Annotated in this window: 9 protein-coding genes; 4 read left to right on the top strand and 5 right to left on the bottom strand. The window is 66.3% G+C overall.

All coding sequences use genetic code 11. The features are described from left to right. The first annotated feature begins 41 nt into the window (after window positions 1-41). Window positions 42-1,595, top strand: a complete 1,554-nt coding sequence (locus AC07R1_RS17970; protein ID WP_495110798.1) for a glycoside hydrolase family 17 protein — start codon at window positions 42-44, stop codon at window positions 1,593-1,595. Between the two features lie 27 nt (window positions 1,596-1,622). Here the strand turns inward: AC07R1_RS17970 and AC07R1_RS17965 are convergent, their stop codons facing one another. After that, window positions 1,623-1,988 carry a hypothetical protein gene (locus AC07R1_RS17965; protein ID WP_011060042.1) on the bottom strand — a complete coding sequence of 122 codons (366 nt, stop codon included), beginning with the start codon at window positions 1,986-1,988 and terminating at the stop codon, window positions 1,623-1,625. 233 nt (window positions 1,989-2,221) lie between these two features. Between AC07R1_RS17965 and AC07R1_RS17960 the strand changes: the two genes are divergently transcribed. From AC07R1_RS17960 to AC07R1_RS17950, 3 genes are all read left to right on the top strand, one after another. Continuing rightward, window positions 2,222-3,520, top strand: a complete 1,299-nt coding sequence (locus AC07R1_RS17960; protein ID WP_026020029.1) for a serine/threonine protein kinase — start codon at window positions 2,222-2,224, stop codon at window positions 3,518-3,520. Further along, entirely contained in the window at window positions 3,513-4,301 is a 789-nt protein-coding gene (locus tag AC07R1_RS17955) for an MlaA family lipoprotein (protein ID WP_011060040.1), read from the top strand. Before AC07R1_RS17960 ends, AC07R1_RS17955 begins: the two co-directional genes overlap by 8 nt. Window positions 4,302-4,442: 141 nt before the next feature. Continuing rightward, entirely contained in the window at window positions 4,443-6,476 is a 2,034-nt protein-coding gene (locus AC07R1_RS17950; protein ID WP_495110797.1) for an FUSC family protein, read from the top strand. Window positions 6,477-6,483: 7 nt separating this feature from the next. Here the strand turns inward: AC07R1_RS17950 and AC07R1_RS17945 are convergent, their stop codons facing one another. From AC07R1_RS17945 to AC07R1_RS17930, 4 genes are all read right to left on the bottom strand, one after another. Next, a complete protein-coding gene (locus tag AC07R1_RS17945) occupies window positions 6,484-7,407 on the bottom strand; it encodes a DUF808 domain-containing protein (RefSeq protein WP_011060038.1) in 924 nt (307 codons plus the stop codon). Between the two features lie 75 nt (window positions 7,408-7,482). Then, window positions 7,483-8,934 carry an efflux transporter outer membrane subunit gene (locus AC07R1_RS17940; protein ID WP_495110796.1) on the bottom strand — a complete coding sequence of 484 codons (1,452 nt, stop codon included), beginning with the start codon at window positions 8,932-8,934 and terminating at the stop codon, window positions 7,483-7,485. 2 nt (window positions 8,935-8,936) lie between these two features. Next, window positions 8,937-12,062 carry an efflux RND transporter permease subunit gene (locus AC07R1_RS17935; RefSeq protein ID WP_262213452.1) on the bottom strand — a complete coding sequence of 1,042 codons (3,126 nt, stop codon included), beginning with the start codon at window positions 12,060-12,062 and terminating at the stop codon, window positions 8,937-8,939. Then, window positions 12,052-15,153, bottom strand: coding sequence for an efflux RND transporter permease subunit (locus AC07R1_RS17930; protein WP_495110795.1), 3,102 nt, complete (start codon window positions 15,151-15,153; stop codon window positions 12,052-12,054). The genes AC07R1_RS17935 and AC07R1_RS17930 overlap by 11 nt, the downstream gene beginning before the upstream one ends.

The following is a 15,153-nucleotide window of genomic DNA, read 5'->3' as shown; positions in this document are numbered from 1 at the left end:
TGCGGGTAAGATGCCCGGCTTTGTTCCACGACGGCCCGATCATGCCCGCCACCCCTCGTTTCCCCGCCCTGCCCTATCTGTTCGCCTGCCTGCTCGGGCTGCTGGCCCTCTGCGGTTATTGGTACGGCCTTGGCCGGCCGGTGCACCTGCCGGATGTCGCCAGCGCCAGCCACAAGCTGCAGTGCGCTTCCTACACTCCGTTCGACAAGGACCAGTCGCCCTTCGACCAGCCGTTCAAGCTGCGCCCGCAGCGCATGGACGCCGACCTGGCCCTGCTGGCGACCCGTTTCGAATGCATCCGTACCTATTCCATGACCGGCCTGGAAGCCCTGCCGGACCTGGCGCGCAAGCACGGCCTGAAGCTGATGATCGGCGCCTGGGTCAACAGCAACCCGGTGGACACCGAAAAGGAAGTCGACCTGCTGATCGCCTCGGCCAACGCCAACCCGGACGTGGTCAGTGCGGTGATCGTCGGTAACGAAGCACTGCTGCGCAAGGAGGTCACCGGCGCGCAATTGGCGCGGCTGATCCTCAAGGTCAAGGCCGGGGTCAAGCAGCCGGTGACCTACGCCGATGTCTGGGAGTTCTGGCTCAAGCACCCGGAAATCGCCCCGGCGGTGGATTTCCTCACCATCCACCTGCTGCCGTACTGGGAAGATGATCCGTCGAACATCGACGCTGCCTTGAACCACGTGGCCGAGGTGCGCCAGGTGTTCGGCAACCGCTTCGCCCCCAAGGACGTACTGATTGGCGAGACCGGCTGGCCCAGTGAAGGCCGGCAGCGAGAAACCGCGCTGCCCAGCCGGGTCAACGAGGCCAAGTTCATCCGCGGCTTCGTCGCCCTGGCGGAACACAATGGCTGGCACTACAACCTGATCGAAGCCTTCGACCAGCCCTGGAAGCGCGCCAGCGAAGGTGCCGTCGGTGGCTACTGGGGGCTGTTCGATGCTGATCGCCAGGACAAGGGCATCCTCGCCGGCCCGGTGTCCAACCTGCCGTACTGGCCGCTGTGGCTGGGCGTCGGCGGCCTGATACTGCTCGGCACCCTGGTGCTCGGCGGCCGGCCCCGCGACCACCGCGCCGCCCTGCTGCTGCCGCTGTTGGGCGCAGTGGCCGCTTGCAGCATCGGAACCTGGGGAGAACTGGCGCGGGCAACCAGCCGTTTCGCCGGTGAATGGTGCTGGGCCGCGTTGCTGCTGGGGCTCAACCTGCTGGTGCTGGCCCACGCCGCCCTGGCCCTGAGCCCTCGCCAGGGCTGGCGCCTGGGGGCCTTCAATGCACTGGAGAAACGGGCCGGCTGGCTGCTGACGGCCGCAGGCTTCGCCGCGGCGGTGATGATGCTGGAGCTGGTGTTCGATCCGCGCTACCGCAGCTTCCCCAGCGCGGCCCTGCTACTGCCGGCACTGGTCTACCTGTGCCGCCCGGTGCGAGTGCCGCGCCGGGAGATTGCCCTGCTGACCTTTATCGTCGGTGCCGGCATTGCCCCGCAGTTGTATCAGGAAGGTCTGGCCAACCAGCAGGCCTGGGCCTGGGCCCTGGTCAGCCTGCTGATGGTAGCGGCGCTTTGGCGCAACCTGCGGGCCCGCCGGGCCTGAGGCCATAGGCCATGGCCGCTGCTGCGGCTATGGCTTGCTGGCGCGTACCAGGCGCAAGCCGGCAATCACCACGGCAAATACCGCCAGGGTGGTGTTGTACAGGGCCAGGGCCGGGATGCCGATCAGCAACGCCAGTACGCCCAGCCCCCAACCGGCACGCCCGGGCATGACAAAACCCAGGAGCGCCACGGCCACCGCGCTCCAGCCCAGCACCTTGAAGTGAATCATCCAACCCAGGCTGGAGCGCAGCCCGCACTCCCAGCGGCTGGCAGCCTCGACACAGGCACCCACCCAGCGCGCGTCCTCCATGAAGCCGTAGCGCAGGCCATAACTGGCGGCCAGCCACAGCGGCAGGACCACGAGCAGCAGAATCAGGGGAAGGCGGCGGGACATGAAACACTCCGAACAGTCAAAACGGCGCCCAGCATAATCCCCCGCGAACGCTTGGCAAGCGCCAGGCGCAGATATCTGTCATGCAAATGGCGGCAAAGTGTATCGTCCGGCTACTATCACTTCCCAATAAGCCTGTCGCAGGCGTTATTTGTGCCCAACCATGGCACTTCGGCAGCAGCGCGGTGGTCATAGCCTGCGAACCTCATTCGGTACCTTCTTCTAGGGATACAGTCATGCTTCGTTCCTTGCGCTTCGCTGCCCTGTTTGGCGGCCTTATCCTGAGTGCGTCCGCGCTGGCGGTCGACGTCGACCCGGCCACCTATGGCTACCCGTTGACCAACCCCTTCGAAGCCACCATCGCCACCACGCCTCCGGAGTTGCGCCCGGAACTGCCCTCCAACGATGACATCCGCCAGTCTGACCACAGCCTGACGCTGCGTCCGGAACGGGAATTCATCCTCCCGGACAACTTCTGGGCGGTGAAGAAACTCACCTACCGCATTGCCACCCAGGACCACGCCGCGCCGCTGATCTTCCTGATCGCCGGCACCGGGGCGCGCTATGACAGCAGCCTCAACGAGTACCTGAAGAAGCTCTACTACAAAGCCGGCTACCACGTGGTGCAGCTGTCCTCGCCCACCAGCTTCGACTTCATCAGCGCCGCTTCGCGCTTTGCCACCCCGGGCGTGACCCAGGAAGACGCCGAGGACATGTACCGGGTGATGCAGGCCGTACGGGCGCAGAATCCCAAGCTGCCGATCACCGAGTTCTACCTCACCGGCTACAGTCTTGGCGCGCTGGATGCGGCCTTCGTCAGCAAGCTGGATGAAACCCGGCGCAGCTTCAATTTCAAGAAGGTCCTGCTGCTCAACCCGCCGGTCAATCTCTATACCTCGATCACCAACCTCGACAAGCTGGTGCAGACCGAGGTCAAGGGCATCAACAACAGCACTACCTTCTACGAACTGGTGCTGGGCAAGCTGACCCGCTACTTCCAGCAGAAGGGCTATATCGACCTCAACGACGCCCTGCTCTACGACTTCCAGCAATCCAAGCAGCACCTGACCAACGAGCAGATGGCGATGCTGATCGGCACCTCCTTCCGTTTCTCTGCGGCGGACATTGCCTTCACCTCGGACCTGATCAACCGCCGTGGCCTGATCACCCCGCCCAAATACCCGATCCGCGAAGGCACCAGCCTCACGCCGTTTCTCAAGCGTGCCCTGCAATGCGACTTCGACTGCTACCTGACCGAGCAGGTGATCCCCATGTGGCGCGCCCGCACCGATGGTGGCAGCCTGCTGCAACTGATCGACCAGGTCAGCCTCTACGCCCTGCAGGACTACCTCAAGGCCAGCCCGAAGATCGCCGTGATGCACAACGCCGACGACGTGATCCTGGGCCCCGGCGACCTGGGTTTCCTGCGTAAAACCTTTGGTGACCGCCTGACCGTCTACCCCCATGGCGGCCACTGCGGCAACCTCAACTACCGCGTCAACAGCGACGCCATGCTGGAGTTCTTCCGTGGCTAAACATCTCCTGCTTATCGCTGCGTTGCTCTGCGCAGGCTATGCCCAAGCCGACAACAGCAAGGCCAACATTCCCGTCACCCCCGACCCCGATGGCTTCACCGAGCCGTTGAAGAAGCTCAAGTTCAACCCGGGGCTGGACCAGCGCGAGTTCGAGCGCTCGACCTTGAACGCCCTGAACATCTATGACCCGCTGGAGTCGTGGAACCGCCGGGTCTACCACTTCAACTACCGCTTCGACCAATGGGTGTTCCTGCCGGTGGTGGACGGGTACCGCTACGTGACGCCGAGCTTCCTGCGCACCGGGGTCAGCAACTTCTTCAACAACCTGGGCGATGTGCCCAACCTGTTCAACAGCCTGCTGCAGTTCAAGGGCCAGCGCTCCATGGAAACCACCGCGCGCCTGCTGCTCAACACCACCATCGGCGTGGCCGGCCTGTGGGACCCGGCTACCAAGATGGGCCTGCCGCGCCAGAGCGAAGACTTCGGCCAGACCCTGGGCTTCTACGGCGTACCCGGCGGCGCGTACCTGGTGCTGCCGATCCTCGGCCCGTCGAACCTGCGTGATACCGCCGGGCTGGCGGTGGACTACACCGCCGAATCGGCGATCAACTTCCTCAATGTTTCGGAAGCCAGCAGCAACCACCCGGAAATCTGGGTCCTGCGCGGGGTCGACAAGCGCTACCAGACCAGCTTCCGCTATGGCCAGCTGAACTCGCCGTTCGAATACGAGAAAGTGCGCTACGTCTACACCGAGTCGCGCAAGCTGCAGATCGCCGAGTAACCCTGCCTCGCCCCGCCATCCGGCGGGGCGTCCGCTCCCCGTCAAAGCCCCTTCCTCCCCGCTCGTTGAAAAGCCGATTGGCACACCCTGGCAAAATCGATACGATGCTAATCATTAGCTAGCTATCGATGTGTCTGAAAGATGAAACTGCCGACCTTTTTCCGCGCCGATATCTGGCAAGCCCTCTTCGCCCCTGCCCCTGCCGACCTGCTGTTCGCCGCGCGCAACCTGATTGCCGGCGGCCTGGCCCTGTACCTGGCGTTCCGCCTGGATTTCGAACAACCGCAATGGGCCCTGACCACGGTGTTCATCGTCAGCCAGTCCAGCAGCGGCATGGTGCTGGCCAAGGGCGCCTACCGCCTGCTGGGCACCCTGGTGGGGGCCGTGGTGTCGATATTGCTGATCGCTACCCTGGGCCAGGCGCCCCTGCTGTTCCTGCTGGCCATGGCCCTGTGGCTGGCCTTCTGCACCACCGGCGCCTCGCTGCTGCGCAACCACGCAGCCTACGGTTTCGTACTGGCGGGCTACACCACTGCCATCATCGCCCTGCCCGCCACCGCAGCGCCCTTGCAGGTGTTCGACCAGGCAGTGGCGCGCTGTTCGGAAATCGGCCTGGGGATCATCTGCGCCGCCGTGGCCAGCCAACTGCTCTGGCCGCGCCGGGTGGAACAGGCGCTGGCGGTCCAGGGCCGCGCCGCCTGGCTGGCCGGGCGCCAGGCCGCAGCCTCGGAGCTGCTGGGGGAAGACCAGCGCAAGGGGCTGCTGGAAGCCCTGGGGCGTATCGTCACCGTGGATGCCCAACGCGATCACGCCTGGTTCGAAGGCCCGCAGGGGCGCCGTCGCTCCCAGGCGCTGCGGGTGCTGAGCCGCGACCTGCTGGGCTTGCTCCGGTCCGCCCGCGGCGTGGCGCGGCAACGGCAGATGCTCGACGCCGCCACCGCGCAGCAACTCCAACCCTTGCTCGGCGAGACCATCCAGGCCCTGCAGGCCGAACATGACGCCGCCCTGCCGCCCTTGCTCCAGCGCCTGCAACAGGCACTGCAGGACCCTTCGCTGTCCGCCGCAGGCCATCTGTACCTGGTGCAACTGGCCCAGGTACTGGAGCGGGTGGAACAGAGCGCCCTGAGTGTCAGCGCCGTGGAACAGGGCCGGGTCCCGCCCGGCGCTCCCGGCGCCCTGTCCTGGCACCGGGATATCCAGCAAGGGGTGCTGGGAGGCTTGCGCAGCGCCCTGGCCTTTCTCGCCGTCGCCGGCTTCTGGCTGCTGTCCGCCTGGCCCTCGGGGCTGGGGGCCGTCTCCATCTGTGGCGTGGTGCTGAGCCTGTTCGCCGGGCGTGAGAACCCTGCCGCGTCCTGCCTGAATTTCTTCAAGGGCATTGCCCTGTCCATTCCCGTGGCGGCCTTCGTCGGCCTTGGCCTGCTGCCGGGCTGGGACGGTTTTCCCCTGCTGTGCCTGGGGCTGGCAGTGCCGCTGTTCTGCGCTTCGCTGTGCATGAGCCGACCGAAGCTCGCGCCCGTCGCCTCGGCGTTCTGCATCTTTTTCGTCAACAACGTCGGCCCCAGCAACCTGATGAGCTACGACCTCGGGGCGTTCCTGAACAAGGCCATGGCCACCCTGATCGGTGTCGGCATCGCCGTGGTGGTGCTGCGCCTGGTCAGCCTCAACCCGGGCGAGCAGCACTACCGACGGATGTTCAAGGCTTCGCTGTTCGATCTGGCGCAGCTCACCTCACGCCCGCCGGAGCAGGCCGAAAGCTGGTTCGGCGGGCGCATGGCCGATCGGCTGATCCGGGTGTCGCGGTATTGGCAGATGCAGCCCGAGAACCGCCGCAGTCACTGGGACAACGGCCTGCTGGGGCTGGACCTGGGAGATGAGCTGCTGCAATTGCGCAGTTGCCTGGACCCGGCCCGGGGCACCCTGGCCACGGAACGCGAGCATTATCTCGCGCACCTGGCGACGCTGCTCAGGCACGGCGGCCCCAGCGCCAACCGCAGCGAACAGCTGGATGCGGTCTCGGCGGCCCTGCTCAAGGCCCTGGATGGCGACCGCGACCTGCCCCTGCAAGCCCGGGAGATGGCCCGGGCGGCGATCCTGCAACTGCAGTTCACCTGGCGCCGCTGGTGCCGGCAGCAACAAGCGGCCGCGCTGCCGACCCCGGTGCCGGCAGCGGGCTGAGCGCCCGTCAGCCGCGCAGTGCGCGCCAGGCCTTGCCCGCCAGGGTGACCGCCAGCAGCACCACGGCACCGGCAATGATCCCGGCCACGGCATTGAGTAGGGTCGGCATCAACGCCGATACCGGGCCTATGACCCCGGCGCTGCGCTCGGCCAGCCCTTCTATCAGGTGGTGCACGGCGGGCACACCGTGGGTCAGGATGCCGCCGCCGACCATGAACATCGCCGCCGTACCGATCACCGACAGGCTCTTCATCATCAGCGGCGCTGCCCGCAGGATCGCCCCACCGATGCGTTTGGCCAGGGCGGCGGGCTTGTGCACCAGCCACAGCCCCAGGTCATCGAGCTTGACGATGCCGGCCACCAGGCCGTAGACGCCGACGGTCATGACAATGGCGATACCCGAGAGCACCACCACCTGCTGGGTCAGGGAGGCCCCGGCCACGGTGCCCAGGGTGATGGCGATGATTTCCGCGGAAAGGATGAAATCGGTGCGCACCGCACCCTTGATCTTGTCCTTCTCGAAAGCCACCAGATCCACCTGGGGGTCGGCCAGGGCTTGCAGGGTCTGGGTATGTTCGGCCGCCACTTCGGCGTGGTGCAGGTATTTGTGCGCCAGCTTCTCGAAGCCCTCGAAACACAGGTAGGCGCCACCCAGCATCAGCAGCGGGGTCACCAGCCACGGCGCCAGGGCGCTGATGGCCAGCGCCGCCGGCACCAGGATCAGCTTGTTGCGAAACGACCCCTTGGCCACCGCCCAGACCACCGGAATTTCCCGCTCGGCGCGGACCCCGGAGACCTGCTGGGCATTGAGCGCGAGGTCGTCGCCCAGCACACCGGCGGTCTTCTTCGCCGCCATCTTGGTCATCAAGGCCACGTCATCGAGTACCGCGGCGATGTCATCGATCAATACCAGCAAACTGCTTCCGGCCATGAACCTGGCTTCCCTGCATGGAAATAAGGCGCGCAGCATAGCGTGCCGGGCTTGTGCCACGCGAGATCCCGCGTGTCAGGGCAGGCTCGCGGCCGGCTCGTGCCAGCCGCCGCCCAGGCTCTGGAACAGGGCCACGCTGCTCAGGCTCAGCTGGCCCTGGGAATCGCGCAGGCTCTGCTCGGCCTGCAGCAGCACCAGTTGCTGGGTCAGCACGTTCTGCTCGCTGACGGTGCCGGCCCGCAGTTGGGCTTGCTGGCTGCCGAACAGTTGCTGGTTGCGCTGGTACATCTGCTGGTAGGTCTGCACCTGGCGCTGCAGGTGATTGACCGAGGACAACTGGTCCTCGACGTTCTGCAGGGCGCCAAGCACCGTGCCGCGGTAGTTGGCCACGTCCTGGTCATAGCTGGCCCGGGCCTGCTGCACCGCCGCTTCCCGGGCGCCGCCGTCGAACAGGGTTCCGGCCAGCGCCGGGCCCAGGGTCCAGATCCGGTTCGGTACCGAGAACAGCCCGCCCAGGGCGCTACCGCGAAAGCCCACTTCGGCGGTCAGGTCCAGGGTCGGGAAGAAGGCCGCCTCGGCCACGCCGATCCGCGCATTGGCCGCCGCCGCGGTGCGCTCCGCCGAGACCACGTCGGGGCGGCGCAGCAGCAGGGTCGAAGGCAGGCTCAGCGGCGGCTGCGGCGCATTGAAGCGGTAGTCGGCCTGCGGCGCCAGGCTGAACTGGGCCGGAGCCACGCCCAGCAGCACCGCCAGGGCATGCTCGAACTGCTCGCGGGAGATCTGCGCCGTCTGCAGGGCCGCCACTACACTGCTCAACTGATCCTGGATCAGCAGCAACTGATCGTTGGAGGCCGTGCCCTGGACGTAGGCGGCCTGGGTCATGTCCTGCAGGCGCTGGGTGATCCGCTGCTGCTCCTGGAGCAGGCGGATGTCCATATCCAGCTGACGCAGGCTCAGGTAGTTGCTCGCCACACTGGCGCTGATGGACAGCCGTACCCCAGCCAGCAGCGCATCGGAAGACTGGGCCAGGGCCTGGCTCGACTCGATGCCGCGGCGCACCTGGCCCCACAGGTCCGGTTCCCAGCTGGCCCCCAGGGTCGCGCTGACACTCTGCTCGACGCCGCCGGAACTGCTGGTGCCGGTACTCGAACCGCTACCGGCGCTGGTGCCGCCCACACCCCGCGAACCGGAAAGCCCGGCGCTAACCGTGGGAAACAGCCCCGAGCGGCTCGACGCCACCTGGGCCTGTGCCTGGCGATAGGCCGCCTCGGCAGCGACGATCGACTGGTTGGCGCTGGCCGAGCGCCGGACCAGATCGTTGAGCACCGGGTCCTGATACGCCAGCCACCACTGGCTGTCCAGGGCACCCTGGGGGTTGGCTACGGCGCGCTGCCACTGCCCGCCTTCCTTGAAGGCCATGGGCAACGGCATCTCGGGCTTCTGGTAGTCCGGCCCGACCATGCAGCCGCCAAGCAACACACACAGCAGTGCCACGGCCAGACGCCCCGGTACAGGTTGGCCACGCATAGTCATGCCTCCTTGACCACCCGGCGCAGGCGTTGGGACGCCCGGTCGAGCCACAGGTAGATAACGGGGGTGGTATACAGCGTCAGCACCTGGCTGAGCAGCAGGCCGCCGATGATCGAGATCCCCAATGGGCGGCGCAGCTCCGAGCCGTAACCACTGCCGAGCACCAATGGCAAGGCGCCGAGTATCGCCGCCAGGGTGGTCATCATGATCGGCCGGAAGCGGATCAAGCAGGCCCGGCGGATCGCGTCCTGGGCACTGAGCCCCTGCTCCCTGGCCTCGGTGATGGCGAAGTCGATCATCATGATGGCGTTTTTCTTGACGATACCGATCAGCAGGATCACCCCCACCAGGGCGATGATCGACAGCTCGGTGCCGGTCAGCAGCAAGGCGATCAGTGCCCCGACCCCGGCCGAAGGCAGGGTCGAGAGGATGGTCAGCGGGTGCATCAGGTTCTCGTAGAGAATGCCCAGCACGAGGTACACCGAGACCAGTGCGGCAATGATCAGCAAGGGCTCGCTGGCTACCGAGGACTGGAACACCTGGGCCGTGCCGGCAAACTGCCCGACCACGCTGGCCGGCATGCGCAACTGCGCCACGGCCTGGTCCACCAGGGCCGTGGCCTGGCCGATGGACACCCCCGGCGCCAGGTTGAACGAAGCGGTCACAGCCGGAAATGTGCCCTGGTGGCTGATGGCGATGGCCGTGCGCTGCACCGACAGCTGGGCCACCGACGACAGCGGAATCAAGGTCTGTTGCGCCTTGGCCGCCAGATCCGGGCTTGCCGCGCCGCCCTTGCCGCTGGCCACCGCCCCGGTGGGCAAGTAGATCGAGTTCAGGGTCGAAGGATCGGTCCAGTACTGCGGAGCGATCTCCATCACCACATGGTATTGGTTGGCTGCCCGGTACAGGGTCGATACCTGGCGCTGGCCGAAGGCGTCGTACAGCGTCTGGTCGATGGCCGCCATGCTTACGCCCAGGCGCGCCGCGGTGTCGCGGTTGACCTGGACATTGGCCAGCAGGCTGTTGTCCTGCTGGTCGGTATTCAGATCCTTGAGCTGGGGCAAGCCGCGCAGCACCGCTACCACCTTGGGCACCCATTCATCGAGGTCGGCCTGGTCATCGGCGGTCAGGGTGTATTGGTACTGCGCGCCGCTCTGGCGTCCGCCCACGGTGATGTCCTGTACCGATTGCAGGTACAGCCGGGTACCGGGCATGTCGCCCAGGGTCCGACGGATCTGCGCGATCACCTGGTCGGCGCTGTCGTGGCGCTGGTTCAGGGGCTTGAGGGCAATGAACAGTTGCGCACTGTTGATCGCCCCGCCACCGCCGCCCCCACCCCCGACAAAGCCGCCGACCGTGTCGATATTGGGGTTCTGCATGACCTTGCGGTTGATCTCCATGAAATCCTTCTGCATGGCGTCGTAGGAAATGCTCTGGGCCGCCAGGATGCTGCCGGACAAGCGTCCGGTGTCCTCCTGGGGAAAGAAACCCTTGGGCACCAGCACGTAGAGCACACCGGCGAGCAGGATCACCAGCACCGTCACCAGGCCCATCAGCCGTGAATGGCCGATGACCCAGCCCAGGGTCCGGTCATAGAAGCGGTGCACCGGCGAATCCACGGTCTCGGCGCCTTCGGGTGCCTTCTGCCGGGTGCGCAGCAGCACGCTGGAGAGCATCGGCGTCACCGTCAGCGAGATCAGCATCGAGATGCCGATGGACACCGACAGCGACACCGAGAACTCGCGGAACAGACGGCCGACGATGCCCCCCATCAACAGCAGCGGAATGAACACCGCCACCAGCGACACGCTGATGCTGAGCACGGTGAAGCCCACTTCCCGGGCCCCGGCCAGCGCTGCCTGCAGCCGCGATTCGCCCCGCTCCAGGTGGCGCATGATGTTTTCCACCACGACGATGGCGTCATCCACCACGAACCCGGTGGAAATGGTCAGGGCCATCAGTGACAGGTTGTTCAGGCTGTAGCCCAGAAAATACATGGCGCCAAAGGTGCCCAACAGCGACAGCGGCACGACGATGGCCGGCACCAGGGTGCTGCGCCAGTCGCGGAAGAAAGCGAAGGTCACCAGGGTCACCAGCACGATCGAGGCGATCAGGCTCAGTTCCACGTCCCGCAGCGAGGCACGGATGGTGGTGGTGCGGTCCATCAGGATATTCAGGCGGATCGAGGCCGGGATCGACTCCTGGAGAAACGGCAGCTCGGCCTTCACCGCATCCACGGTGTCGATGACGTTGGCCCCCGGCTGCTTGAAGATCACCAGCAGCACCGCCGGCTTGCCGTTGAACAGACCGAAGTTGCGCAGGTCCTCGACGTCCTCGTGGACGTAGCCCAGGTCGGCGATGCGCACCAGGCTGCCGTTGTTCTGCTTGACCACCAGGTCGGCGTAGTCGGCGCTCTGGTACAGCTGGTCGTTGGCGCCGAGCACATGGTTCTGCTGGCCGAGGATGATCGAGCCCTTGGGCAGGTTGACGTTGGCTGCGGCGATCACCTGGCGCACCTGCTCCAGGCTGACCCCGTAGTGATTGAGCCGGTCCGGGTTGAGCTCGACCCGCACCGCCGGCAGGGCGCCTCCGCCGACAGTCACATCGCCGACTCCGGTGGTCTGCAACAGCCGCTGCTCCAGCAAGGTCGAGGCCACGTCGTACATCTGCCCCGGCGAGGCGCTATCGGAGGTCAGGCTGATGATCAGGATCGGCGAGTCGGCCGGGTTGACCTTGCGGTAAGTGGGGTTGCCGGAGAGGTCACTGGGCAGGTTGGTACGCGCAGCGTTGATCGCTGCCTGCACGTCCCGGGCGGCACCGTCGATGTCACGGTTGAGGTCCAATTGCAGGTTGATCCGGGTCGCCCCCAGGGTGCTCGACGAGGTCATCTGGGTAACCCCGGCGATTTGCCCGAACTGCCGTTCCAGGGGCGTGGCCACCGAGCTGGCGACGGTGTGCGGGTCGGCCCCCGGCAGGGAGGCACGCACGCTGATGGTGGGAAAGTCCACCTCCGGCAGTGGCGCCACCGGCAGCAGTTTGAAGGCCAGGACGCCGAACAGCGCCAGCCCGGCGGCGAGCAACGTGGTGGCGATGGGGCGCTGGATGAACGGCGCGCTAAGGTTCATCGCCGATCCCCTGCGGCCCTTCCCCGTCGCCCTCCCTGCCACTGCGGCGCCCTGCCAGCCGCTCGCCCAGGCCGTGCATGGCGAGGAAGATCACCGGGGTGGAAAACAGCGTCAGCAACTGGCTGAGCAACAGGCCGCCGATGATCGCGATACCCAGCGGGTGGCGCAGTTCCGAGCCGATGCCGGTGCCCAGGGCCAGGGGCACCGCGCCGAACAGCGAGGCCATGCTGGTCATCAGGATCGGCCGAAAACGCAGCTCCGCCGCCTGGCGGATCGCCGCCAGTGGCGTCAGGCCGCCCTTGCGCGCCAGCTCAAGGGCGAAGTCCACCATCATGATGCCGTTCTTCATGACGATGCCGATCAGCAGCACGATGCCGATCAGGCCGATGATGTCGAACTGGGTCCCGGTGATCAGCAGCGCCAGCAAGGCGCCCAGGGCCGCCGAGAGCAGGGTCGAGAGAATGGTCACCGGGTGCACGAAACTCTCGTAGAGAACCCCCAGCATCAGGTACACCACCACGATCGCCGCCAGCACCAGGAACACCTGGTTCGACAGCGAAGCCTCGAAGGTCGCCGCCGCCCCTTCCAGCGACGCCTGCACCGAGGCCGGCAGGCCGACCCGGGCCTCGATCTGTTGCAGCCGGGTCACCGCCGCTCCCAGGCTCTGCCCGGGGGCGAGGTTGAACGAGACATCGGCATAGGGAAACTGCCCCAGGCGGTTGATGGTCAGCGGCGCCCGCTGCACCTGCTGGGTGGCCATGCTGGACAGCGGCGCCACCCCGCCGCCGGGGATGTTCACGTAGAGCCCGGTGAGCAGGTCCGCCAGATTACGCGGTGGCCGGTCGGTGGCCATGACCACGTGATACTGGTTGAGCTGGGTATAGATGGTCGACACCTGGCGCTGGCCAAAGGCGTCGTAGAGCACATCGTCGATGGCCTGGGGAGTGATGCCCAGGCGCGAGGCGGTGGCGCGGTCGAAGTTCAGCTGGATCTGGTTGCCGAACTGCATCGCCTGACTCTGCACATCGGTGAACATCGGATCCTGCTTCAGCGCCGCCAGCATCTTGCCGGTCCACAGCTCCAGCAGGTCCGGGTCGGTGGCCTGCAGGCCCAGGCGGTAGCTGGTGGTAGACACCGTGGCATCCAGGGTCAGGTCCTGGACCCCGTGCAGGTACAGGCGTATCCCGGCGTCATCGGCGTTGGCATCGGCCAGCCGGCGGATCACCACCGCGCTGCTGTCGCGCTGCCCGTGGGGCTTGAGGTTGATCAGCAGGTTGCCCTGGTTGAGGGTGGGGTTGGTCTGGTCGATGCCGACGAAGGACGACAGGCTCTCTACCGCCGGATCCTTGAGAATACGCGCCGCCAGGCGTTGCTGCTGTTCCTGCATCTGCTGGAAGGAAATACTCGGCGCCGCCTGGGAGATGCCCTGGATCAGCCCGGTGTCCTGCTCGGGGAAAAAGCCCTTGGGCATGATCATCAGGGTCGCCAGGGTCAGCACCGCCGTGAGCATCAGCGACAGCAGGGTCAGGGTGCGGTGGGCCAGCACCCAGTCCAGGCCGCGCACATAATGCCGGTTGATACGGTCGAAGAAATCCGCGCGGCGCTCCTGGTGGCGACTCTTGAGCATGCGCGCGCACATCATTGGCGTCAGGGTCAGGGAGATCAGCGCCGAGATCACGATGGTCACCGCCACGGTCATGGCGAACTCGCGAAACAGCCGGCCCACCACATCGCCCATGAACAGCAGCGGGATCATCACCGCGATCAGCGCCACCGACAGCGAGATGATGGTGAAGCCGATCTGCTCCGCGCCCTTGAGCGCTGCCTGCAACGGTGGCTCGCCCGCCTCGATGTAGCGGGTGATGTTCTCGATCATGACGATGGCATCGTCCACCACGAAACCGATGGCGATGGTCAGGGCCATCAGGGTCAGGTTGTTCAGGGAAAAGCCCAGCGCATAGGCCACCGCCAGGGTGCCCACCAGGGTCAGGGGCACGGTCACCGCAGGAATCAGGGTGGCCGCGACGTTGCGCAGGAACAGGAAGATCACCAGCACCACCAGCAGCACCGCCACCGCCAGTTCGAACTGCACGTCGGTGACCGAAGCGCGGATGGTCTGGGTCCGGTCGGTGAGCACCTCGACCTTGAGGGTGCCCGGCAGGCTGGCCCGCAGCTTGGGCAAGAGTTGCTGGACCCGGTCCACCACGTCGATGACGTTGGCCCCGGGCTGGCGCTGGATGTTCAGAACGATGGATGGCGTGCTGTTGGTCCAGGCGGCCTGATGCGGGTTTTCCGGGCCCTGCACGGAACTGGCGATCTGCGCCAGGCGAATCGGCGCGCCGTTCTTGTAGGCGATCACCAGGTCGCGGTACTCCTGCGCCGACTGCAACTGGTCGTTGGCACCGATGGAATAGGCCTGGTAGCGCCCGTCGATATTGCCCTTGGCCTGGTTGACGTTGGCGGTACCCAGGGCCGTGCGCAGGTCATCCAGGGACAGGCCCAGGTTGTTCAGCGCCGAGGTATTGGCCTCGACCCGCACCGCCGGGCGCTGGCCGCCGCTGATAGTCACCAGGCCGACCCCGGAGATCTGCGAGATCTTCTGCGCCAGGCGGGTGTCGGCCAGGTCCTCGACCTTGGTCAGGGGCAGCACGTCGGAGGTCAGGGACAGGGTCAGCACCGGCGCGTCCGCCGGGTTGACCTTGCTGTACACCGGCGGGTAAGGCAGGTTGCTCGGCAGGAAGGTGCCCGCGGCGTTGATCGACGCCTGCACCTCCTGCTCGGCCACATCCAGGGACAGCGCCAGGTCGAATTGCAAGGTGACCACCGAAGCACCGTTGGAGCTGGTGGAACTCATGGACTTGAGCCCCGGCATCTCCCCCAGCTGGCGCTCCAGGGGTGCGGTGATCGACGAACTGATCACCTCCGGGCTGGCCCCCGGGTACTGGGTGTAGACCTGGATGGTGGGGTAATCGACTTCCGGCAGGGCCGAGACCGACAGCAGGTGATAGCCCAGCAGGCCCAGCAACAGCACCGCCACCATCAACAAGGTGGTGGCCACCGGCCGTTCGATAAAGGGGCGCGAGACGTTCAT

Source organism: Pseudomonas sp. GW821-FHT07F01, assembly GCF_059418825.1.
This window is presented reverse-complemented; position numbering and strand designations above follow the sequence as displayed.

Bases quoted from the DNA above. Each gene is read 5' to 3' on its own strand.
- AC07R1_RS17970 (WP_495110798.1), top strand. From the start codon at position 42: ATGCCCGCCACCCCTCGTTTCCCCGCCCTGCCCTATCTGTTCGCCTGC.
- AC07R1_RS17965 (WP_011060042.1), bottom strand. From the start codon at position 1,988: ATGTCCCGCCGCCTTCCCCTGATTCTGCTGCTCGTGGTCCTGCCGCTG.
- AC07R1_RS17960 (WP_026020029.1), top strand. From the start codon at position 2,222: ATGCTTCGTTCCTTGCGCTTCGCTGCCCTGTTTGGCGGCCTTATCCTG.
- AC07R1_RS17950 (WP_495110797.1), top strand. From the start codon at position 4,443: ATGAAACTGCCGACCTTTTTCCGCGCCGATATCTGGCAAGCCCTCTTC.
- AC07R1_RS17945 (WP_011060038.1), bottom strand. From the start codon at position 7,407: ATGGCCGGAAGCAGTTTGCTGGTATTGATCGATGACATCGCCGCGGTA.
- AC07R1_RS17940 (WP_495110796.1), bottom strand. From the start codon at position 8,934: ATGCGTGGCCAACCTGTACCGGGGCGTCTGGCCGTGGCACTGCTGTGT.
- AC07R1_RS17935 (WP_262213452.1), bottom strand. From the start codon at position 12,062: ATGAACCTTAGCGCGCCGTTCATCCAGCGCCCCATCGCCACCACGTTG.
- AC07R1_RS17930 (WP_495110795.1), bottom strand. From the start codon at position 15,153: ATGAACGTCTCGCGCCCCTTTATCGAACGGCCGGTGGCCACCACCTTG.